Origin of the sequence: Cryobacterium sp. SO2 (genome assembly GCF_026151165.2) — a bacterium.
Taxonomy (GTDB): Bacteria; Actinomycetota; Actinomycetes; order Actinomycetales; family Microbacteriaceae; genus Cryobacterium.
The window spans coordinates 3,989,755-4,004,707 of record NZ_CP117849.1 but is presented as its reverse complement, the minus strand read 5'-3'; the positions used below and the strand labels follow the sequence as shown (position 1 = coordinate 4,004,707).

At 66.6% G+C, this 14,953-nt stretch carries 14 protein-coding genes; 6 read left to right on the top strand and 8 right to left on the bottom strand.

Going from position 1 to position 14,953, the window contains the following annotated elements:
• Positions 1–11: 11 nt before the first annotated feature.
• The 6 genes from kdpC to glgX all read right to left on the bottom strand — a co-directional run bounded on the left by kdpC (position 12) and on the right by glgX (position 7,840).
• On the bottom strand, positions 12–641 hold the full coding sequence (kdpC, locus tag BJQ94_RS18915) for a potassium-transporting ATPase subunit KdpC (protein WP_265398111.1): 630 nt from the start codon (positions 639–641) through the stop codon (positions 12–14).
• A 52-nt stretch (positions 642–693) separates the two neighbouring features.
• Positions 694–2,859: a potassium-transporting ATPase subunit KdpB gene (gene kdpB, locus BJQ94_RS18910; RefSeq protein ID WP_265398112.1), complete on the bottom strand. Its 2,166-nt coding sequence runs from the start codon at positions 2,857–2,859 to the stop codon at positions 694–696.
• Between the two features lie 3 nt (positions 2,860–2,862).
• The gene (gene kdpA / locus BJQ94_RS18905; protein WP_265398113.1) at positions 2,863–4,536 is read right to left on the bottom strand and encodes a potassium-transporting ATPase subunit KdpA; all 1,674 of its coding nucleotides are present in this window, start codon (positions 4,534–4,536) and stop codon (positions 2,863–2,865) included.
• Positions 4,536–4,625 (bottom strand): K(+)-transporting ATPase subunit F, encoded by a 90-nt coding sequence (kdpF, locus tag BJQ94_RS18900; RefSeq protein WP_265398114.1) that lies wholly within the window; start codon positions 4,623–4,625, stop codon positions 4,536–4,538. The genes kdpA and kdpF overlap by 1 nt, the downstream gene beginning before the upstream one ends.
• Positions 4,626–5,123: 498 nt before the next feature.
• Positions 5,124–5,633 carry a septum formation family protein gene (locus BJQ94_RS18895; protein ID WP_265398115.1) on the bottom strand — a complete coding sequence of 170 codons (510 nt, stop codon included), beginning with the start codon at positions 5,631–5,633 and terminating at the stop codon, positions 5,124–5,126.
• Positions 5,634–5,797: 164 nt separating this feature from the next.
• The gene (gene glgX, locus BJQ94_RS18890) at positions 5,798–7,840 is read right to left on the bottom strand and encodes a glycogen debranching protein GlgX (protein ID WP_265398116.1); all 2,043 of its coding nucleotides are present in this window, start codon (positions 7,838–7,840) and stop codon (positions 5,798–5,800) included.
• A gap of 197 nt (positions 7,841–8,037) precedes the next feature.
• On the opposite strand from glgX, the gene BJQ94_RS18885 reads away from it, so the two are divergent.
• From BJQ94_RS18885 to BJQ94_RS18875, 3 genes are all read left to right on the top strand, one after another.
• Positions 8,038–8,532, top strand: coding sequence for a DNA starvation/stationary phase protection protein (locus tag BJQ94_RS18885; protein WP_265398117.1), 495 nt, complete (start codon positions 8,038–8,040; stop codon positions 8,530–8,532).
• 186 nt (positions 8,533–8,718) lie between these two features.
• Positions 8,719–9,174: an SRPBCC family protein gene (locus tag BJQ94_RS18880; protein WP_265398118.1), complete on the top strand. Its 456-nt coding sequence runs from the start codon at positions 8,719–8,721 to the stop codon at positions 9,172–9,174.
• A gap of 190 nt (positions 9,175–9,364) precedes the next feature.
• Positions 9,365–10,612 (top strand): LCP family protein, encoded by a 1,248-nt coding sequence (locus BJQ94_RS18875; RefSeq protein ID WP_265398119.1) that lies wholly within the window; start codon positions 9,365–9,367, stop codon positions 10,610–10,612.
• 41 nt (positions 10,613–10,653) lie between these two features.
• Here the strand turns inward: BJQ94_RS18875 and kduI are convergent, their stop codons facing one another.
• Positions 10,654–11,484, bottom strand: a complete 831-nt coding sequence (gene kduI / locus BJQ94_RS18870; protein WP_265398120.1) for a 5-dehydro-4-deoxy-D-glucuronate isomerase — start codon at positions 11,482–11,484, stop codon at positions 10,654–10,656.
• 369 nt (positions 11,485–11,853) lie between these two features.
• Between kduI and BJQ94_RS18865 the strand changes: the two genes are divergently transcribed.
• From BJQ94_RS18865 to BJQ94_RS18855, 3 genes are all read left to right on the top strand, one after another.
• The gene (locus tag BJQ94_RS18865; RefSeq protein WP_265398121.1) at positions 11,854–13,314 is read left to right on the top strand and encodes a glycoside-pentoside-hexuronide (GPH):cation symporter; all 1,461 of its coding nucleotides are present in this window, start codon (positions 11,854–11,856) and stop codon (positions 13,312–13,314) included.
• 112 nt (positions 13,315–13,426) lie between these two features.
• A complete protein-coding gene (locus BJQ94_RS18860; RefSeq protein ID WP_265398122.1) occupies positions 13,427–14,158 on the top strand; it encodes a fumarylacetoacetate hydrolase family protein in 732 nt (243 codons plus the stop codon).
• 9 nt (positions 14,159–14,167) lie between these two features.
• The gene (locus BJQ94_RS18855) at positions 14,168–14,401 is read left to right on the top strand and encodes a tautomerase family protein (protein ID WP_265398123.1); all 234 of its coding nucleotides are present in this window, start codon (positions 14,168–14,170) and stop codon (positions 14,399–14,401) included.
• A 27-nt stretch (positions 14,402–14,428) separates the two neighbouring features.
• Here BJQ94_RS18855 and BJQ94_RS18850 read toward each other — a convergent pair whose 3' ends face one another.
• The gene (locus tag BJQ94_RS18850; RefSeq protein WP_265398124.1) at positions 14,429–14,824 is read right to left on the bottom strand and encodes a DUF5655 domain-containing protein; all 396 of its coding nucleotides are present in this window, start codon (positions 14,822–14,824) and stop codon (positions 14,429–14,431) included.
• Positions 14,825–14,953 lie beyond the last annotated feature (129 nt).

Sequence of the window (14,953 nt, the reverse complement as noted above, 5' to 3'; positions counted from 1 at the left end):
GGGTTAGCCCTTCACCTGTTCGCCTCGAGCTGTGCGAGTGCGATGTTCAAGTTGAGCACATTCACCGTGGGTTCGCCGAGATACCCCAGATCGGGGCTCTGTTCGGCCGCGTCCACCAGCGCGCGCACGTCGGCCTCGGGCAGGTCGCGGGCGGCAGCGACGCGCTTCACCTGCAGCAGGGCGTAGGCCGGGCTGATGTGCGGGTCGAGCCCGGAGGCCGACGCGGTGACGGCATCGGCGGGAATCTCGTCCACCGGCACACCGTCGAGCTCGCTGATCGCGGCCTGACGGTCGCCGATGGCCTGGATCAGGTCGGCGTTCTCCGGGCCCCAGTTGCTGCCGCTGGAGGCGCTCGCATCGTAGCCGTCGCCGGCCGCGGAGGGGCGGGACTGGAACCATTCGGGCAGGGCAGCACCGTCGGTATCCGTGAAGGACTGCCCGATGAGGCTGGACCCGACCACGGTGCCGCTGCTGTCGGTGATCAGTGAGCCGTTGGCCTGGGCGGGCATCGCCACCTGGCCGACCAGGGTGATGGTCAGCGGGTAGGCGATGCCGAGCACCACGGTGAAGATGAGCATGGCCCTCAGGGCCACCCAGTATGGCCGGGTGAGGGGGCCGGTGCGGGGGCGGGATGCGCTCATGAGAGGGAGTTCCGTTTCGGTTGGTCGAGTGTGGCAGAGATGGACATGATGGTTAGAACCCGGGGAGCAGCGACACGACGAGGTCGATCAGCTTGATGCCCAGGAACGGGGCGATCACGCCGCCGAGCCCGTAGATGAGCAGGTTGCGGCCGAGAACGCTGGCGGCGCTCGCCGCGCGGTACTTCACTCCGCGCAGGGCCAGCGGAATCAGCACCACGATGATGATGGCGTTGAAGATGATCGCCGACAGGATCGCCGACGCCGGCGAGCTCAGCTGCATGATGTTCAGCACCGCGAGGCCCGGGAACACCCCGGCGAACATGGCCGGGATGATGGCGAAGTACTTGGCGATATCGTTGGCGATCGAGAAGGTGGTGAGAGCACCGCGGGTGATCAGCAGCTGCTTGCCGATCCGCACGATGTCGATCAGCTTGGTGGGGTCGGAGTCGAGGTCGACCATGTTGCCGGCCTCCTTCGCGGCCGAGGTGCCGGTGTTCATCGCCACGCCCACATCGGCCTGGGCCAGGGCCGGGGCGTCGTTGGTGCCGTCGCCGGTCATCGCCACGAGGTTGCCGCCCTCCTGCTCCCGGCGGATGAGCGCGAGCTTGTCCTCCGGGGTGGCCTCGGCGAGGAAGTCGTCGACGCCGGCCTCGGCCGCGATGGTGGTGGCCGTGAGGGCGTTGTCGCCGGTGACCATGATGGTGCGAATGCCCATCGCGCGGAGCTCGGCGAAGCGCTCCTTGATGCCCTCCTTGACGATGTCCTTGAGGTAGACCACGCCGAGCACTGAGCGTTCGCCGGGGCGGTTGCCGGTAGCGGATGCGCCGGTGGCAACGACCAGCGGGGTGCCGCCCAGCCGGGAGATGCGCTCCACTTCTTCGGTCAGCTCGGCCAGTACGGACTCCAGCACCGGACCGGCTTCGCCCACCCAGGCCAGCACGGCGGAGCCGGCGCCCTTGCGGATCTGCCCGCCCTCGGCCAGGTCGATGCCGCTCATGCGGGTCTGTGCCGTGAACGGTACGACGTCGCCGACCAGGCTCTCCGGGCGGTGGAAGCCCCGCTCGGCGGCCAGGTCGACGATCGACTTGCCCTCCGGGGTGGGGTCGCTCAGCGACGAGAGCGCGGCGGCACGCACCAGCTGGTCTTCGGAGATCCCGGTCAGCGGCGCGAACTCGCGGGCCTGCCGGTTGCCGTAGGTGATGGTGCCGGTCTTGTCGAGTAGCAGGATGGTGACGTCGCCGGCGGCTTCGACCGCGCGACCAGACATGGCCAGGACGTTCCGCTGCACGAGCCGGTCCATGCCGGCGATACCGATCGCCGAGAGCAGCGCGCCGATGGTGGTGGGGATGAGGCAGACCAGCAGGGCGATCAGCACGGGCAGGCTCACGGTGGCGGCGGAGTAGCTCGCGATCGGGTTGAGGGTGAGCACCACCACCAGGAACACGATCGACAGGCTGGCCAGCAGGATGTTCAGTGCCAGCTCGTTGGGTGTCTTCTGCCGGGCCGCGCCCTCGACGAGGGCGATCATGCGGTCCACGAAGGTCTCGCCGGGTTTGCTCGTGATGCGCACCACGATGCGGTCGGAGAGCACCCGGGTGCCGCCGGTGACGGCGCTGCGGTCGCCGCCGGACTCCCGCACCACGGGCGCGGATTCACCGGTGATCGCGGACTCGTCGATCGAGGCGATGCCCCACACGATGTCGCCGTCGCCGGGCACGAGTTCCCCGGCCACGACGATCACGGTGTCCCCGAGGGTGAGGTCGGCCGACGAGATCGTCTGCACCCTGGCGCCTTCTGCGCCCGGGTTGGTCTCGGCGTTGTAGTCCAGCACCTGGGTGGCGCTGGTGCTGGTACGGGTCTGGCGCAGGCTGTCGGCCTGGGCCTTTCCGCGCCCCTCGGCCACGGACTCGGCCAGATTGGCGAAGACCACGGTGAGCCAGAGCCATACCGCGATGCCGATGGTGAAGGACCCGGGCACTGTGCTTCCGCCCGAGTCTGCCGGTCCGCCGAGAAACGGTTCGAAGATCGCGAGCAGCGTGGTGAGCACCGCGCCGATCTCGACAATGAACATGACGGGGTTGCGCCACATCAGGCGCGGATCGAGCTTCTTCACGGCGCCGGGCAGTGCGGCCACGAGCTGGGCGGCGCTGATCGCCTTCTTCGGGGCCGAATGGTGGTCGCCGGTCGGCGTGGTGGGGGTGTCGAGGAGAGTGGTCATGGCTTACTGCAGCCCTTCCGCTAGGGGACCCAGCGCGAGTACGGGGAAATAGGTGAGTGCGGTGATGATGAGGGTCACGCCGATGAGCAAGCCCACGAACTGGGGCCGGTTGGTGGGCAGCGTGCCCGCTGTTGCGGGTACCTTGTCCTGCGCCGCGAACGACCCGGCCAGGGCCAGCACGAACACGATCGGCAGGAACCGGCCGAGCAGCATGGCCACGCCGAGCGCCGTGTTGAACCACGGCGTGTTGGCGGTGAGCCCGGCGAACGCCGATCCGTTGTTGTTGGCCGCCGACGTGAAGGCGTAGAGCACCTCGGAGAGCCCGTGCAGGCCGGGGTTCCAGATCGACGTGGCCTCAACATCCGCTCGCACCGCGGGAATCGCGAAGCTCAGCGCGGTGCCGAGAAGCACCAGGGTGGGGGTGACCAGGATGTAGAGGCTCGCGAGCTTGATCTCGCGCGGCCCGATCTTCTTGCCCAGGTACTCCGGGGTGCGGCCCACGAGCAGGCCGGCCACGAACACGGCGATCACCGCGAGGATGAGCATGCCGTAGAGGCCGGAGCCAGTGCCGCCGGGTGCGACCTCGCCGAGCATCATGTTGAGCATCGGCATCATGCCGCCGAGCGACGTGAACGAGTCGTGCATCGAGTTGACCGCACCGGTGGAGGTGAGAGTGGACGCGGTTCCGAACAGGGCGGAGCCGATGATGCCGAACCGGGTCTCCTTGCCCTCCATCGCGCCGCCAGCCAGGCCAGGGGCGGTGCCGGCGCCGCCCAGTTCGAAGATCGTGAGCGCGGTGAGCGAGATCACGAAGATCGTGGCCATGGTCGCCAGGATCGTGTAGCCCTGCTTCTTGTCGCCGACCATGGTGCCGAAGGTGCGCGGCAGGCTGAACGGGATGGCGAGCATCAGGATGATCTGGAACATGTTGGTCCAGCCGGTCGGGTTCTCGAACGGATGCGCCGAGTTGGCGTTGAAGAAGCCGCCACCGTTGGTGCCGAGCATCTTGATCGCCTCCTGGGAGGCTGCCGGACCGCCCGGGATCGACTGGGTGGCGCCGCTCAGTGTGGTCACGTCGGTGAACCCGGTGAAGTTCTGGATGACGCCGCCGGCCAGGAGCACGATCGCGGCGATGACCGAGAGCGGCAGCAGCAGGCGCAGCACCCCACGGGTGAGGTCCACCCAGAAGTTGCCGATGGTGCCGGAGCGGCGCAGCGTCAGGCCGCGCACCAGGGCGACGGCCACGGCGATACCCACGGCGGAGGAGACGAAGTTCTGCACCGCGAGACCGAGGATCTGCACCGTGTAACCCATGGTCACGTCGGGGGAGTATGACTGCCAGTTGGTGTTGGTGACGAACGACACCGCGGTGTTGAACGAGAGTCCCTCCGGCACCGCCGGGAAACCCAGCGAGTACGGCAGCACGGCCTGGGCCCGCTGGATCGCATAGACGAACAGCACTCCGACGGCTGAGAACGCGAGCACGCTGCGCAGGTAGGCCGCCCAGGTCTGCTGGCCGCGGGCGTCCACCCCGATCAGCCTGTAGAAACCGCGTTCGATGCGCAGGTCGCGATGTGATGTGTAGATGGTGGCCATGTAGTCACCGAGGGGACGGTAGATCACCACGAGCACGGCGACGAGGGTGAGGGCCTGCAGGATGCCCAGCCAGAGCGCCACTAGAACCGCTCCGGTTTCACGAGGGCCAGCACCAGGTAGCCCAGCGCGGCCACGGCGAGAACGGCGGCGATGATGTCGAACACGATCACAGCTTCGCCACCCCCCAGGCCACAAGGCCGATGAGTGCGAACACGGCGATCACGCCGAGCACGTAGACAAGGTCGAGCATGCGTTTTTCTCCATCCCTAGGCCGCCGTTACGCCGGCAGGCACACGTGCTCGTCACGAGCACGGAATCGAGTACACACCCCGGTTTTGGCGCACAGGGGTTTCCTAACGACTCCCTAACGCCCAAATCCCGCGAACCGTGAGTTGGGCCCCGAAAAGTCGCGTTTTTCGGGGTTCAGCTCACGGCTCGCGGGAGGATGCGGGCATGAAAAAGCCCCGGTGCCGCTCGCGCTTCGGGGGAAAGGGAGCTGGCACCGGGGCCAATCGTTGGAGTGGGGGAACTCCATGTGCAACAGTACGTTGTCTCTGCTGCGCGCGGGCTGCATGAAACCAAAGAGTTCTCTATGTTTGCGCTATTTCCGTTCCGGCCGGGCGCCCGTGCCGGCCCGGAGCGCCAGTGCTGGAGCGGGTGTCAGGCGGTTAGAGGGCGACGCCGGCGAGCGACCCGGTGGTCTTCTCCGGGCCCATCACGATGCAGAGGATCTCGTGATCGCCGTTTTCCCAGCTGCCCTCGGTGGGGGAGAGGTAGTTGAAGTCCAGTGTCGATTCCTCATACGACATGCCCACGAAGGTGGGGAACTCCGCGACGCAGCCGTCCTCGGCCGCCTGGCTGATGACCTCGTCACCGGGGTAGGTCTCCTCGGCGCTCACGTCGAACGCGAAATAGGCCTCGTAGTCGTGGGCCTCCGAGCACGGGATGGCCTGGACGCTGTCGATCTCCTCTGCGTCCTGGTCGTTGAAGCAGTCGCCGACTGCCAGCGAGAAGACATCGGCCTCGCCGGCCTCGCTGATCTCCTGCGTGTCGGCGTCCCGCGCGGCTTCCTTGGGGAAGAGGTCGGTGATCGCGCTGCAGCCCGACAGGGCCAGGGCGCCCGCCGAGAAGGCGGCAGCGGCGAGGATGACGGTCAGACGGGAGGTGGTGCGGAACATGGAGGCGCCTTTCGAATGGTTTCGGGCGCAACCGACGACACGCTGAACTGACCGTGCCGCGACGACGCAGAATAGTGCTCGCCGGCGCTCGAACCCCAAAAATTGGCGCTGGCGGCGTTTCTATACTGGCCGAATTCGAAACATAAGCGCAAGCAACGAAAGGGTTAAGCGCGTGAGCGCAGCAGCGTGAACGATCCGTCGCGCACGATGAGGGTGCAGACGGGAGCCGTCACCTGCTGGCCCGGGTCGCTGGACGCTGCGAGCTCCCACTCCGCATTCGGCGCGGCGGGGATGGTGAACTCCACCCCGTTGGCGGCCGCGTTCAGCAGCAGGGCGAAGGCGTCCTCCCCGGCATGCTCCAGCACGAAGGTGATGGCGTGGGCGTCGTCGTCGGTCCAGTCCGTAGCGGTGAATTCCGCGGCGTCCGCTCGAAGCACCCGCACGGTGTCTTGCGCGTCGGCGTCGGGTGCCTGCCGGAACCACGCGGGCCGTAGCGCCGGGTTCTCCCGGCGCAGTTCGAGCAGGGTGCGCGTGAATGCCAGCAGGTCGGTGTCGGTGTTCGCCCAGTCGAACCAGGAGATCTCGTCGTCTTGGCAGTAGGCGTTGTTGTTGCCGCCCTGGCTTCGGCCCAGCTCGTCACCGCCGAGGATCATCGGCACGCCGGCGGAGAGCAGCAGGGTGGCCAGGAGGTTGCGGCGCATCCGGTCGCGCCGCTCGTTCACCTCGGCATCGTCGGTGGGCCCCTCGACGCCGTTGTTGGTGGACTGGTTGTCGCTCTCGCCGTCGTTGTTGTCTTCGCCGTTGGCCTCGTTGTGCTTCTCGTCGTACATGGTGAGGTCGGCGAGGGTGAATCCGTCGTGGGCGGTGATGAAGTTCACGCTGGACAGCGGTGACCGCCGGTCTGCTTCGTATACATCCGGGCTCCCGAGCACCCGCTGCGAGAGGGTGCTGAGCAGCGCCGCGTTGCCGTGCCAGAAGCCGCGCACGTCGTCGCGGAACTTGCCGTTCCACTCCGACCAGTCGGCCGGGAAGCCGCCGACCTGGTAGCCGGCGGTGTCCCACGGCTCGGCGATCATCTTGACCGGCGCGAGCACCGGGTCCTGCTGAATCAGGGTGAGGAAGGCGCTGTGCAGCTCGGCGTCGCCGCCCTGGCGGGTGAGGGTGGTGGCCAGGTCGAACCGGAAGCCGTCGACGTGCATCTCGGTGACCCAGTAGCGCAACGAGTCCATGATCAGGCCGAGCGCGGCCGGATGGCTCACATTCACGCTGTTGCCGGTGCCGGTGGTGTCGAAGTAGTTGCCGCGGTCGCCGTCCACCAGCCGGTAGTACGCCTCGTTGTCGATGCCCTTGAACGACAGGGTGGGGCCCATATGGTTGCCCTCGGCCGTGTGGTTGTACACAACATCGAGGATGACCTCGAGTCCCGCGGCGTGCAGTGCCTGCACCATGGCCTTGAACTCGGCGACCTGGCCGCCGCCGTCTCCGGCCGCGGCGTAGTCGCCGTGCGGCGCGAAGAAGCCGATGGTGTTGTAGCCCCAGTAGTTGCGCAGGCCCTTCTCCTCGAGATGGCTGTCCTGCACGAACTGCTGGGTGGGGAGCAACTCGACCGCGGTGACACCGAGATCGGTGAAGTGCTTGATGGCGGCCGGGCTGGCCAGCCCCGCGTAGCTCCCGCGGATGTCCTCGGGCACGTCTGGGTGTGTCTGGGTGAAACCCTTCACATGCACCTCGTAGATCACGGTGTCGGTCAGCGGGGTCAGCGGGGCGGTGTCGCCGGCCCAGTCGAACGCGGGGTCGGTGATCACGCAGAGCGGCGTGCGTCCGGCCGAGTCGCTCGGGTCCAGCTTGTCGGGATTCTGCTGATCATGGCCGAAAACCTCCTGGCCCCAGGCGTAGTCGCCGGTGACGGCGGTGGCGTGCGGGTCGAGCAGCAGCTTGTGGGCGTTGTGCCGCAGGCCGTTCGCCGGATCCCACGGGCCGTGTACCCGCAGGCCGTAGCGGGTGCCGACACCGGCTCCCGGCACGAGGCCGTGGAAAACGTGCCCGGTGCGCTCGGTGAGAGCAGTGCGCGTTTCGGTGCCGTCGTCGTCGAACACGCAGAACTCGATGCGGTCGGCCGTTTCGGAATACACCGCCATGTCGACGCCTCCGCCGACGAGAGTGGCACCCAACGGGTAGGGCAGGGAACGGGGCGCTGCGGCAGTCATGAGGCTCTTTCGATCTGAAAGTAATCGCACGAACGTGCGAGAGAATCGCTACAGTAGCCGCCGGGTCGGCGACGAAACTGAGAAGAACCTGGGTACCGTTTTTGTCGGCGGACGCTGCTAGGGTGCTGTCTGAAACAGGCGGGGCGCCGGCTGAACCTTCGGCCGATCTCGTTCCCCCTGGTGATGAAGGGAATCCCATGAAGGCATCCGCAGAGCTCGGCAGCAACCTCCAGTCCGTCCTCGTCGACCTGATCGAGCTGCACGTTCAGGGTAAGCAGGCGCACTGGAGCGTGGTGGGCAAGAACTTCCGCGACCTGCATCTGCAGCTCGACGAGATCATCGATGACGCCCGAACCTTCACCGACGAGCTGGCCGAGCGGATGCGCGCGCTCGACGCCCTGCCCGACGGACGCACCGAGACCGTCACCAAGACCACGCACCTGCCGAAGTTCCCCGCCGGCGAGGTCGACACCACCGAAACGGTGGGTCTGGTCACGGCCCTGCTCACCGCCACGGTCGACAACATCCGCGACGTGCACGAGGCTGTCGATGAAGAAGACCCGGCCAGCGCCGATATCTTGAACGGTTTCATTCTGAAGCTCGAGCAGTACATCTGGATGGTCAGCGCGGAGGACCGGAAGCCCCGCAAGCCCACCGCGAAGGATTCGACCCGTCCGGTCGGCAAGGCCTAACCGGCGTCCGGCGGTCGGATTCGCACGGAATTCGGCCGCCGCCGTGACGAATGGTCCCTCGGATGCGTCATAGGTAGACGCACGCTCGCAGAATCGAGTCCGCCGACCCGGCACAGACCCGACCGTTCCGCCACACACCACCGGTCCGCCAGACATCACCGGCGTACACGACAGAGGATGAATCCCGTGACCCAGGTAATCGAGACAATCGACGTAGACGTTCCCGTCCGCACCGCGTACAACCAGTGGACCCAGTTCGAGTCGTTCCCGCGCTTCCTCGACTTCGTCGAGAGCATCACCCAGATCGACGACACCCACACGCACTGGACGGTGAAGATCGGCGGAGCCGAACGTGAGTTCGATGCTGAGATCACCGAGCAGCACCCCGACGAGCGGGTCGCGTGGAAGAGCGTTTCCGGCGACGAGAAGCACGCCGGCGTGGTCACATTCCACCGCCTGAGCGACACCACCTCGCGGGTCACCGTGCAGCTGGACTGGGAGGCCGAGGGCTTCCTGGAGAAGATGGGCGCGGTCTTCGGCGTCGACGACCACGTGATCCGCAAGGATTTGAAGCAGTTCAAGACCTTCGTTGAGAAACCCGCCAACGTCGGCGACGGCTGGCGAGGAGACGTGACCATCTAGCGCGCAGATGTAGCGCGCAGATGTAGTGCGCAGACCAGACGCGCTCAAGGGGCGACCGGTGATCCCGGTCGCCCCTTGACGTGCCGAGATCGTCGGGATACAGGGTGTAAGGGGCATCAACGCCGACGGCAGCCCAGCGGGGACTGCTAAGTTCCGCAGAGCACGGCATGACGAGGGGTGGGCGCAACAGGTGAGCGAAGAATCCGATCGAGCGGGCATCGCCCGGCATGGCCGGCTGAAACGGCCGAACCCGGTCACGGGCGTGCTGGTCGTCGTAGCGATGGCCCTGGCTGTGCTCCTGGTGAGCGGAGCCTCGGTGGCGGCTCTCGCCGTGTGGCAGCTCACCACCGAGGTCTCAGCGAACTCGATCGACCTCAACGGGGCTGACGAGGCGGATGCGCCGATCAACATCGGCAGCTACGAAGACGGGTTCAACATCCTGATCGTCGGCGTCGACAATGACGCCGCCCAGGGCGCCGCCTACGGTGTGCGGGAGACCGCCCTCAACGATGTCAACATCCTCGTGCACGTCTCGGCCGACCACAGCAACGCCGTGGTCGTGAGCATCCCGCGGGACCTCATCGTTGAGCATCCCGAGTGCACGAACGCCGACACCGGCGAGGTCTTCGAGGCCATGTCGGCCGCGCCGATCAACGAGGCCATGTCCCGCGGAGGGCTGCCCTGCGTGGTCAATACGGTCTCGGGGCTCACGGGGCTCGACATCCCCTTCGCCGGAGTCGTGTCGTTCAGCGGTGTCGTGCAGATGAGCGACGCCGTCGGCGGCGTGCCGATCTGCCTCTCCGCGCCGATCGACGACCCGGACGCCGGCCTCAACCTCCCCGAGGGAACGAACGTCGTCTCCGGCGAGAACGCCCTGGCCTTCCTGCGCAGCCGGCACGGGGTGGGCGACGGCAGCGACCTGTCCCGCATCTCCTCGCAACAGCTCTACCTGGCCTCGCTCATGCGCACGGTGCAGAGCAACGGCACCCTCACCGACGTGCCCAAGCTGCTCTCCCTGGCGAATGCGGCGGCCAAGAACATCAAGCTGTCCACCAACCTGGCCCACGCCGACACGATGGTGTCGATGGCGCTGGCGCTCAAGGACATCGACCTGTCCCGGCTGGTCTTCGTGCAGTACCCGGGCACCACCGACGACCCAGATTTCCCGGGCAAGGTGGTGCCCACCCAGGACCTCGCCGACACGATGTTCGGCAAGATCGCCGCAGACGAGCCGTTCTCACTGACCCCCGCTGAGCCAACTGAGCCGACTGAGGAGCCCGAGGCGCCCGTCGTGGCCGACCCTCCGGTCGACGTCCCGGCAGATCCCAGCGCCACGGATGCGCCGGCGGCGACGCCGACGCCGACCCCGGAGGCCCTGGACGGGCTCACCGGCATCACGGGCACCGACGAGTCCTGCGCCCAGGCATCCGGGAACTGACACGTAAAACAGACAGCAGGAACTGCTGCCGGCCGGACCGGCTAGCGCAGCTCGGCGGGCTGCACGTGGTCCATGTCGTCGAACGCCTTGTTCTCGCCGGCCATGGCCCAGACGAACGAGTAGCTGCCGGTGCCGAAGCCGCTGTGCAGTGACCAGCTCGGCGAGATGATGGCCTCGTTGTTGGCCACCACGAGGTGGCGGCTCTCGGTCGGTTCGCCCATCAGGTGGATGACGCGGTGCTCGGCGGCCAGGTCGAAGTAGAGGTAGCACTCGGTGCGCCGGTCGTGCGTGTGTGCCGGCATGGTGTTCCACATGCTGCCGGTGCTGAGCACGGTGACGCCCATCACCACCTGGCAGCTCTGCACGCCGTTGGCGTGGATGTACTGGTTGATGGTGCGCTCGTTCGACGTGGTCGGGTCGCCGAGGTTGCGCACGGTGCCCTCGCCCTTCGCCACCAGGGTGGTCGGGTAGGCGGTGTGGGCGGTGGCGGAGAAGAGGTAGAACGCGGCCGGTGCGGCAGCATCGGCGCTGGTGAACACCACATCGGTCACACCCCGACCGATATAGAGGCACGCGCCCGGGGTTAGGTCGTAGTTCGTGCCGTCGACCGAGATGGTGCCGGCGCCGCCGACGTTGACGATTCCGGCCTCGCGGTTCTCGAAGAAGGTGTCGGTGCGCAGCAGGTCGAAGGTGCCGAGCGTGATCGGGCCGGCCACGGGGCGGGCGCCGCCGAGAACGATCCGGTCTTCGTGCGTGTAGGTGGCGCGGAATTCGTCGTCGGCGAAGAGGTCGTCGACCAGGTAGTTGGCCCGGAGCGCCGCGGTGTCGAAGCTGCGGATCTGCGCGGGATTGGTGGAATGACGCAACTGCATTGTTTTTCTCATTTCCTGTGGAGGGGTATGCCCGGCGCCCGTGGATGCGGCGGCGAAGGCTGACGTTCCGTCTCGCGGAACAACCTACCAGCAATTATGCCTCATATGGAACTCTCTGCCCGAAAATAGGACCTTGGTCCCATCGACTTCCGCGGTTCACCCGTACTCTAAGTCTGTACCACGGCCATGAATTCCGCTCTGCGGAACGATGCCGTCGGCACTGAAGCTCAACGAGGAGGAACCAGTGAATCCGCACGCATCCTGCCCCGCCGCCTCATCCGCCGGCACCCGCATCAGCTTTGCCTGATCGATCTCCAGTGTGCCCCTCGCACGAACCCATGATTGCAACCGAAAGAGTGATAGCGCCCCATGAGTATCCAAGACAACATTGACGTCGTCCCGGACGCAGCGCCCGTCGTCGCAGCCGATGAGGCTGAAGGCACCCTCACCGGTACGGAGAAGGTAGCCTACGGGTTCGGTGACCTCGGCAACGGATTCATGTTCGACCTCGGCCAGGCCTACCTCACCAAGTTCTGGATCGACACCGCGGGCATCGGCCCGGCAGTCGTTGCCCTGATCTTCGTGCTCGTCAAACTCTTCGACGCCGTGATGGACACTGTTGCGGCGCTCTTCATCGACGGCCGCAAGATCGGCAAGCGAGGCAAGTTCCGCCCGGTGATGATGGTCTCAGCCTTCATCCTCGCGGTGATGACCGTGGTCACCTTCACCATGCCCGACGTGTCGATGGGTTGGAAGATCGCCTTCGCCGCCGCCACCTACGCCATCTGGGGCGGTGTCTACTCCTTCGTCAACGGACCGTACGGTTCGCTCGCCTCGGTGATGACCCGCAACATCAAGGAGCGCGCCCAGCTCGCCACCTCCCGCCAGGCCGGTTCGCTCGGCGCCCAGTGGATCTGCGGCATCGCGTTCATCCCGCTCATGATGATGCTCGGTGGCATGACCGCCAACAACTACATGTGGGCCGCCCTGGTCATGGCCGTGCTCGGCATGGTCTCGTTCGTGCTCTGCTACCGCGGGACGAAGGAACACGTTGTCGTGAACCGGGAAGCCAACAAGGAGAAGACGAGCCTCAAGGACTACGGCCGCGCCGTGCTCACCAACCGCCCGCTGCTCGGCCTCGTGCTGATGAGCCTGTTCACCATCTCGTCGATGAACGTGAACAACATGATGATGATCTTCTTCGCCGAGTTCAACCTCGGCAACATCGCCCTGATGGCCGTGCTCAACTTCGTGATGATCGGCGCCTCCATCGTGGGCATCATGTTCATCCCGAGGCTGGTCGTGCGCTTCGGCAAGAAGCGCACCGTCATGGTGAGCTTCGCCGTCGCGGTTGTGGCCAACGGCCTGAACTTCATCATCCCGACCAACCTGTGGACGTTCATGATCCTCGTCACCATCGGCTACGTCGCGCTGTCGATCCCGAACGGCATCACCTGGGCGTTCGTGTCCGACACCATCGACTACGGCGAATGGCACACCGGCGTGCGCCGTGAGGGCATGACCTACGCGGCCTTCAGCTTCTCGCGCAAGGTTTCGCAGTCGCTCGCCGCGCTGGTGGGCGCCGGGATGCTCGCTGTCTCCGGCTACGTGGCGCAGGCCACGACGCAGTCGGAGGGGACGCTTCTCGGTATCAAGGCAGTGATGACGCTGTACCCGGCCATCGCGCTCACCATCGCCGCCGTGATCATCTACTTCATCTACAACGTGAACGACGACCAGTACCGTCGGATCGCCAAGGACCTGAACAACGGCCGCTGGGAACACGGCATCATCGGCGAGAGCACCCGCGCCTCGCTCGCCATGAAGTAACCGCATGCCGAAGTAACCACCCACAGACTGGGGCGCCGTGTGCACGCACGGCGCCCCGCACTATTCCAGGGCTCGCTTGTTCAGGGCCTCGCTCGATTCAGGAAGGTAGCTCATGCGCATCGCACGACTCGACACCCCCACCGGCCCCCGCTACGCGGTCGCCGCCGGTGACAGCTGGAACATCATCGTCGACCCGTTCGCCGCCCCACTCGTCTACACCGGCGACTCCATCGCGGCTGCCGACGCCGTGTTGCTCGCCGCCGTCGAGCCGCGTGTGGTGGTCGGCATCGGCCACAACAAGCCGGGCAATCCGCTGCCGATGCAGGCCTGGCACAAGTCTGTGCACACCGTCGCCGGCACCGGCGACGACATCTTCGCCGTGCGCGGTGTGGGCACCGTCAACATCGAGGGTGAGCTCGCCGTGGTGATCGGCCGGTCGGCGTCCAACCTCACCACCGCCAACGCCTTCGACGCCGTGCTCGGCTACACGGTGGCCAACGACGTCACCAACGTCGACCAGTGCTCGATCGACGCGCGCAATTTCCAGGGGAAGAGCGGCAAGAACTACACGCCGCTCGGGCCGTGGATCGAGACCGAGATCGCCGACCCCGAGAACGTGGCCACCGAGGTCGTCATCAACGGCACCGTCGTCGCGAGCTCCGGGTCGTTCAACCTGCCGTCCTCCGTCGCCGCGACCCTGGTCTACGTCACCCGCTGGCTCACCCTCGAGCCCGGCGACGTGGTGCTCACCGGGGCCCCCGGCACCGACCTGCCCGTGCAACCGGGCGACACCGTCGACATCACCCTCGCCGGCATCGGCACCCTGAGCAACACCATCGCCTAAGGAGCAGACATGCCCAACATCACCGTTCAACTACTCGCGGGGCGCAACATCAACCAGCGCCGAGCCTTTGTTCAAGACGTCACCGACAGCGCCGTTCTGACCCTGGGTGCTCGTCGCGACGACGTCCGGATCGTTTTCGAGGAGATCACACCGGACAGCGTCGCGAACGGCGGAGTCTTCGCAAGCGAGGATGAGAGCCGCGCAGAGGTCGTCAATCGTTTCGTGCCCGAGGCCGGCTCGTAGCACCCGTCCGGCGACGAAGTCGGCGCATCAGCCGGCCCGGGACCAGGCCTCGCGCACGCAGTCGATCACGCCGGGGTCGAGGTCTGTCGCCCGGCGCAGCTCGAGGTGGTGCATGAAGTGGTTGAGGGTGGGTTCCACCACCTCCTTCCACCGGGGTGAGGTGTCGAACCTGTCCAGGTCCACGGTGAGCACGAGGGGCGCGAGCGCGAGCGGCGCGACGGGCCCGGACAGGTACTGGCCGGGCAGCCAGGTCCAGGCGAACGAGCGTTGCCGGCGGAACGCGATCTGGCTCGTCGTGACCCGGATCTCGGCGTCGCCGATCGAGAGCACGGCCGCCCGCACCACGTCGAAGAGCGCCCGCGCGCGCGGATCGCTGCCCTCGAAGTACTGCTCAAGCGGTATCGGCTCTCCGTGTGCGGCCATGCCTGCAGGGTAGACCCGGCGGCAGGATCGCGCCCTCGGCAACTCTTAACAGGCAGTCTTAACCGCGCCGAAACATTGCCGCCTAGCGTGCCGGGGCACCTGCTGCCATCATCACGATGTCGCACCGGG

Excerpts from the sequence above, each read along its gene's own strand:
- BJQ94_RS18895 (WP_265398115.1), bottom strand. The coding sequence starts at position 5,633 with ATGTTCCGCACCACCTCCCGTCTGACCGTCATCCTCGCCGCTGCCGCC.
- BJQ94_RS18860 (WP_265398122.1), top strand. The coding sequence starts at position 13,427 with ATGCGCATCGCACGACTCGACACCCCCACCGGCCCCCGCTACGCGGTC.
- BJQ94_RS18855 (WP_265398123.1), top strand. The coding sequence starts at position 14,168 with ATGCCCAACATCACCGTTCAACTACTCGCGGGGCGCAACATCAACCAG.
- BJQ94_RS18850 (WP_265398124.1), bottom strand. The coding sequence starts at position 14,824 with ATGGCCGCACACGGAGAGCCGATACCGCTTGAGCAGTACTTCGAGGGC.
- BJQ94_RS18885 (WP_265398117.1), top strand. The coding sequence starts at position 8,038 with ATGAAGGCATCCGCAGAGCTCGGCAGCAACCTCCAGTCCGTCCTCGTC.
- kduI (WP_265398120.1), bottom strand. The coding sequence starts at position 11,484 with ATGCAGTTGCGTCATTCCACCAATCCCGCGCAGATCCGCAGCTTCGAC.
- glgX (WP_265398116.1), bottom strand. The coding sequence starts at position 7,840 with ATGACTGCCGCAGCGCCCCGTTCCCTGCCCTACCCGTTGGGTGCCACT.
- kdpC (WP_265398111.1), bottom strand. The coding sequence starts at position 641 with ATGAGCGCATCCCGCCCCCGCACCGGCCCCCTCACCCGGCCATACTGG.
- kdpB (WP_265398112.1), bottom strand. The coding sequence starts at position 2,859 with ATGACCACTCTCCTCGACACCCCCACCACGCCGACCGGCGACCACCAT.
- BJQ94_RS18865 (WP_265398121.1), top strand. The coding sequence starts at position 11,854 with ATGAGTATCCAAGACAACATTGACGTCGTCCCGGACGCAGCGCCCGTC.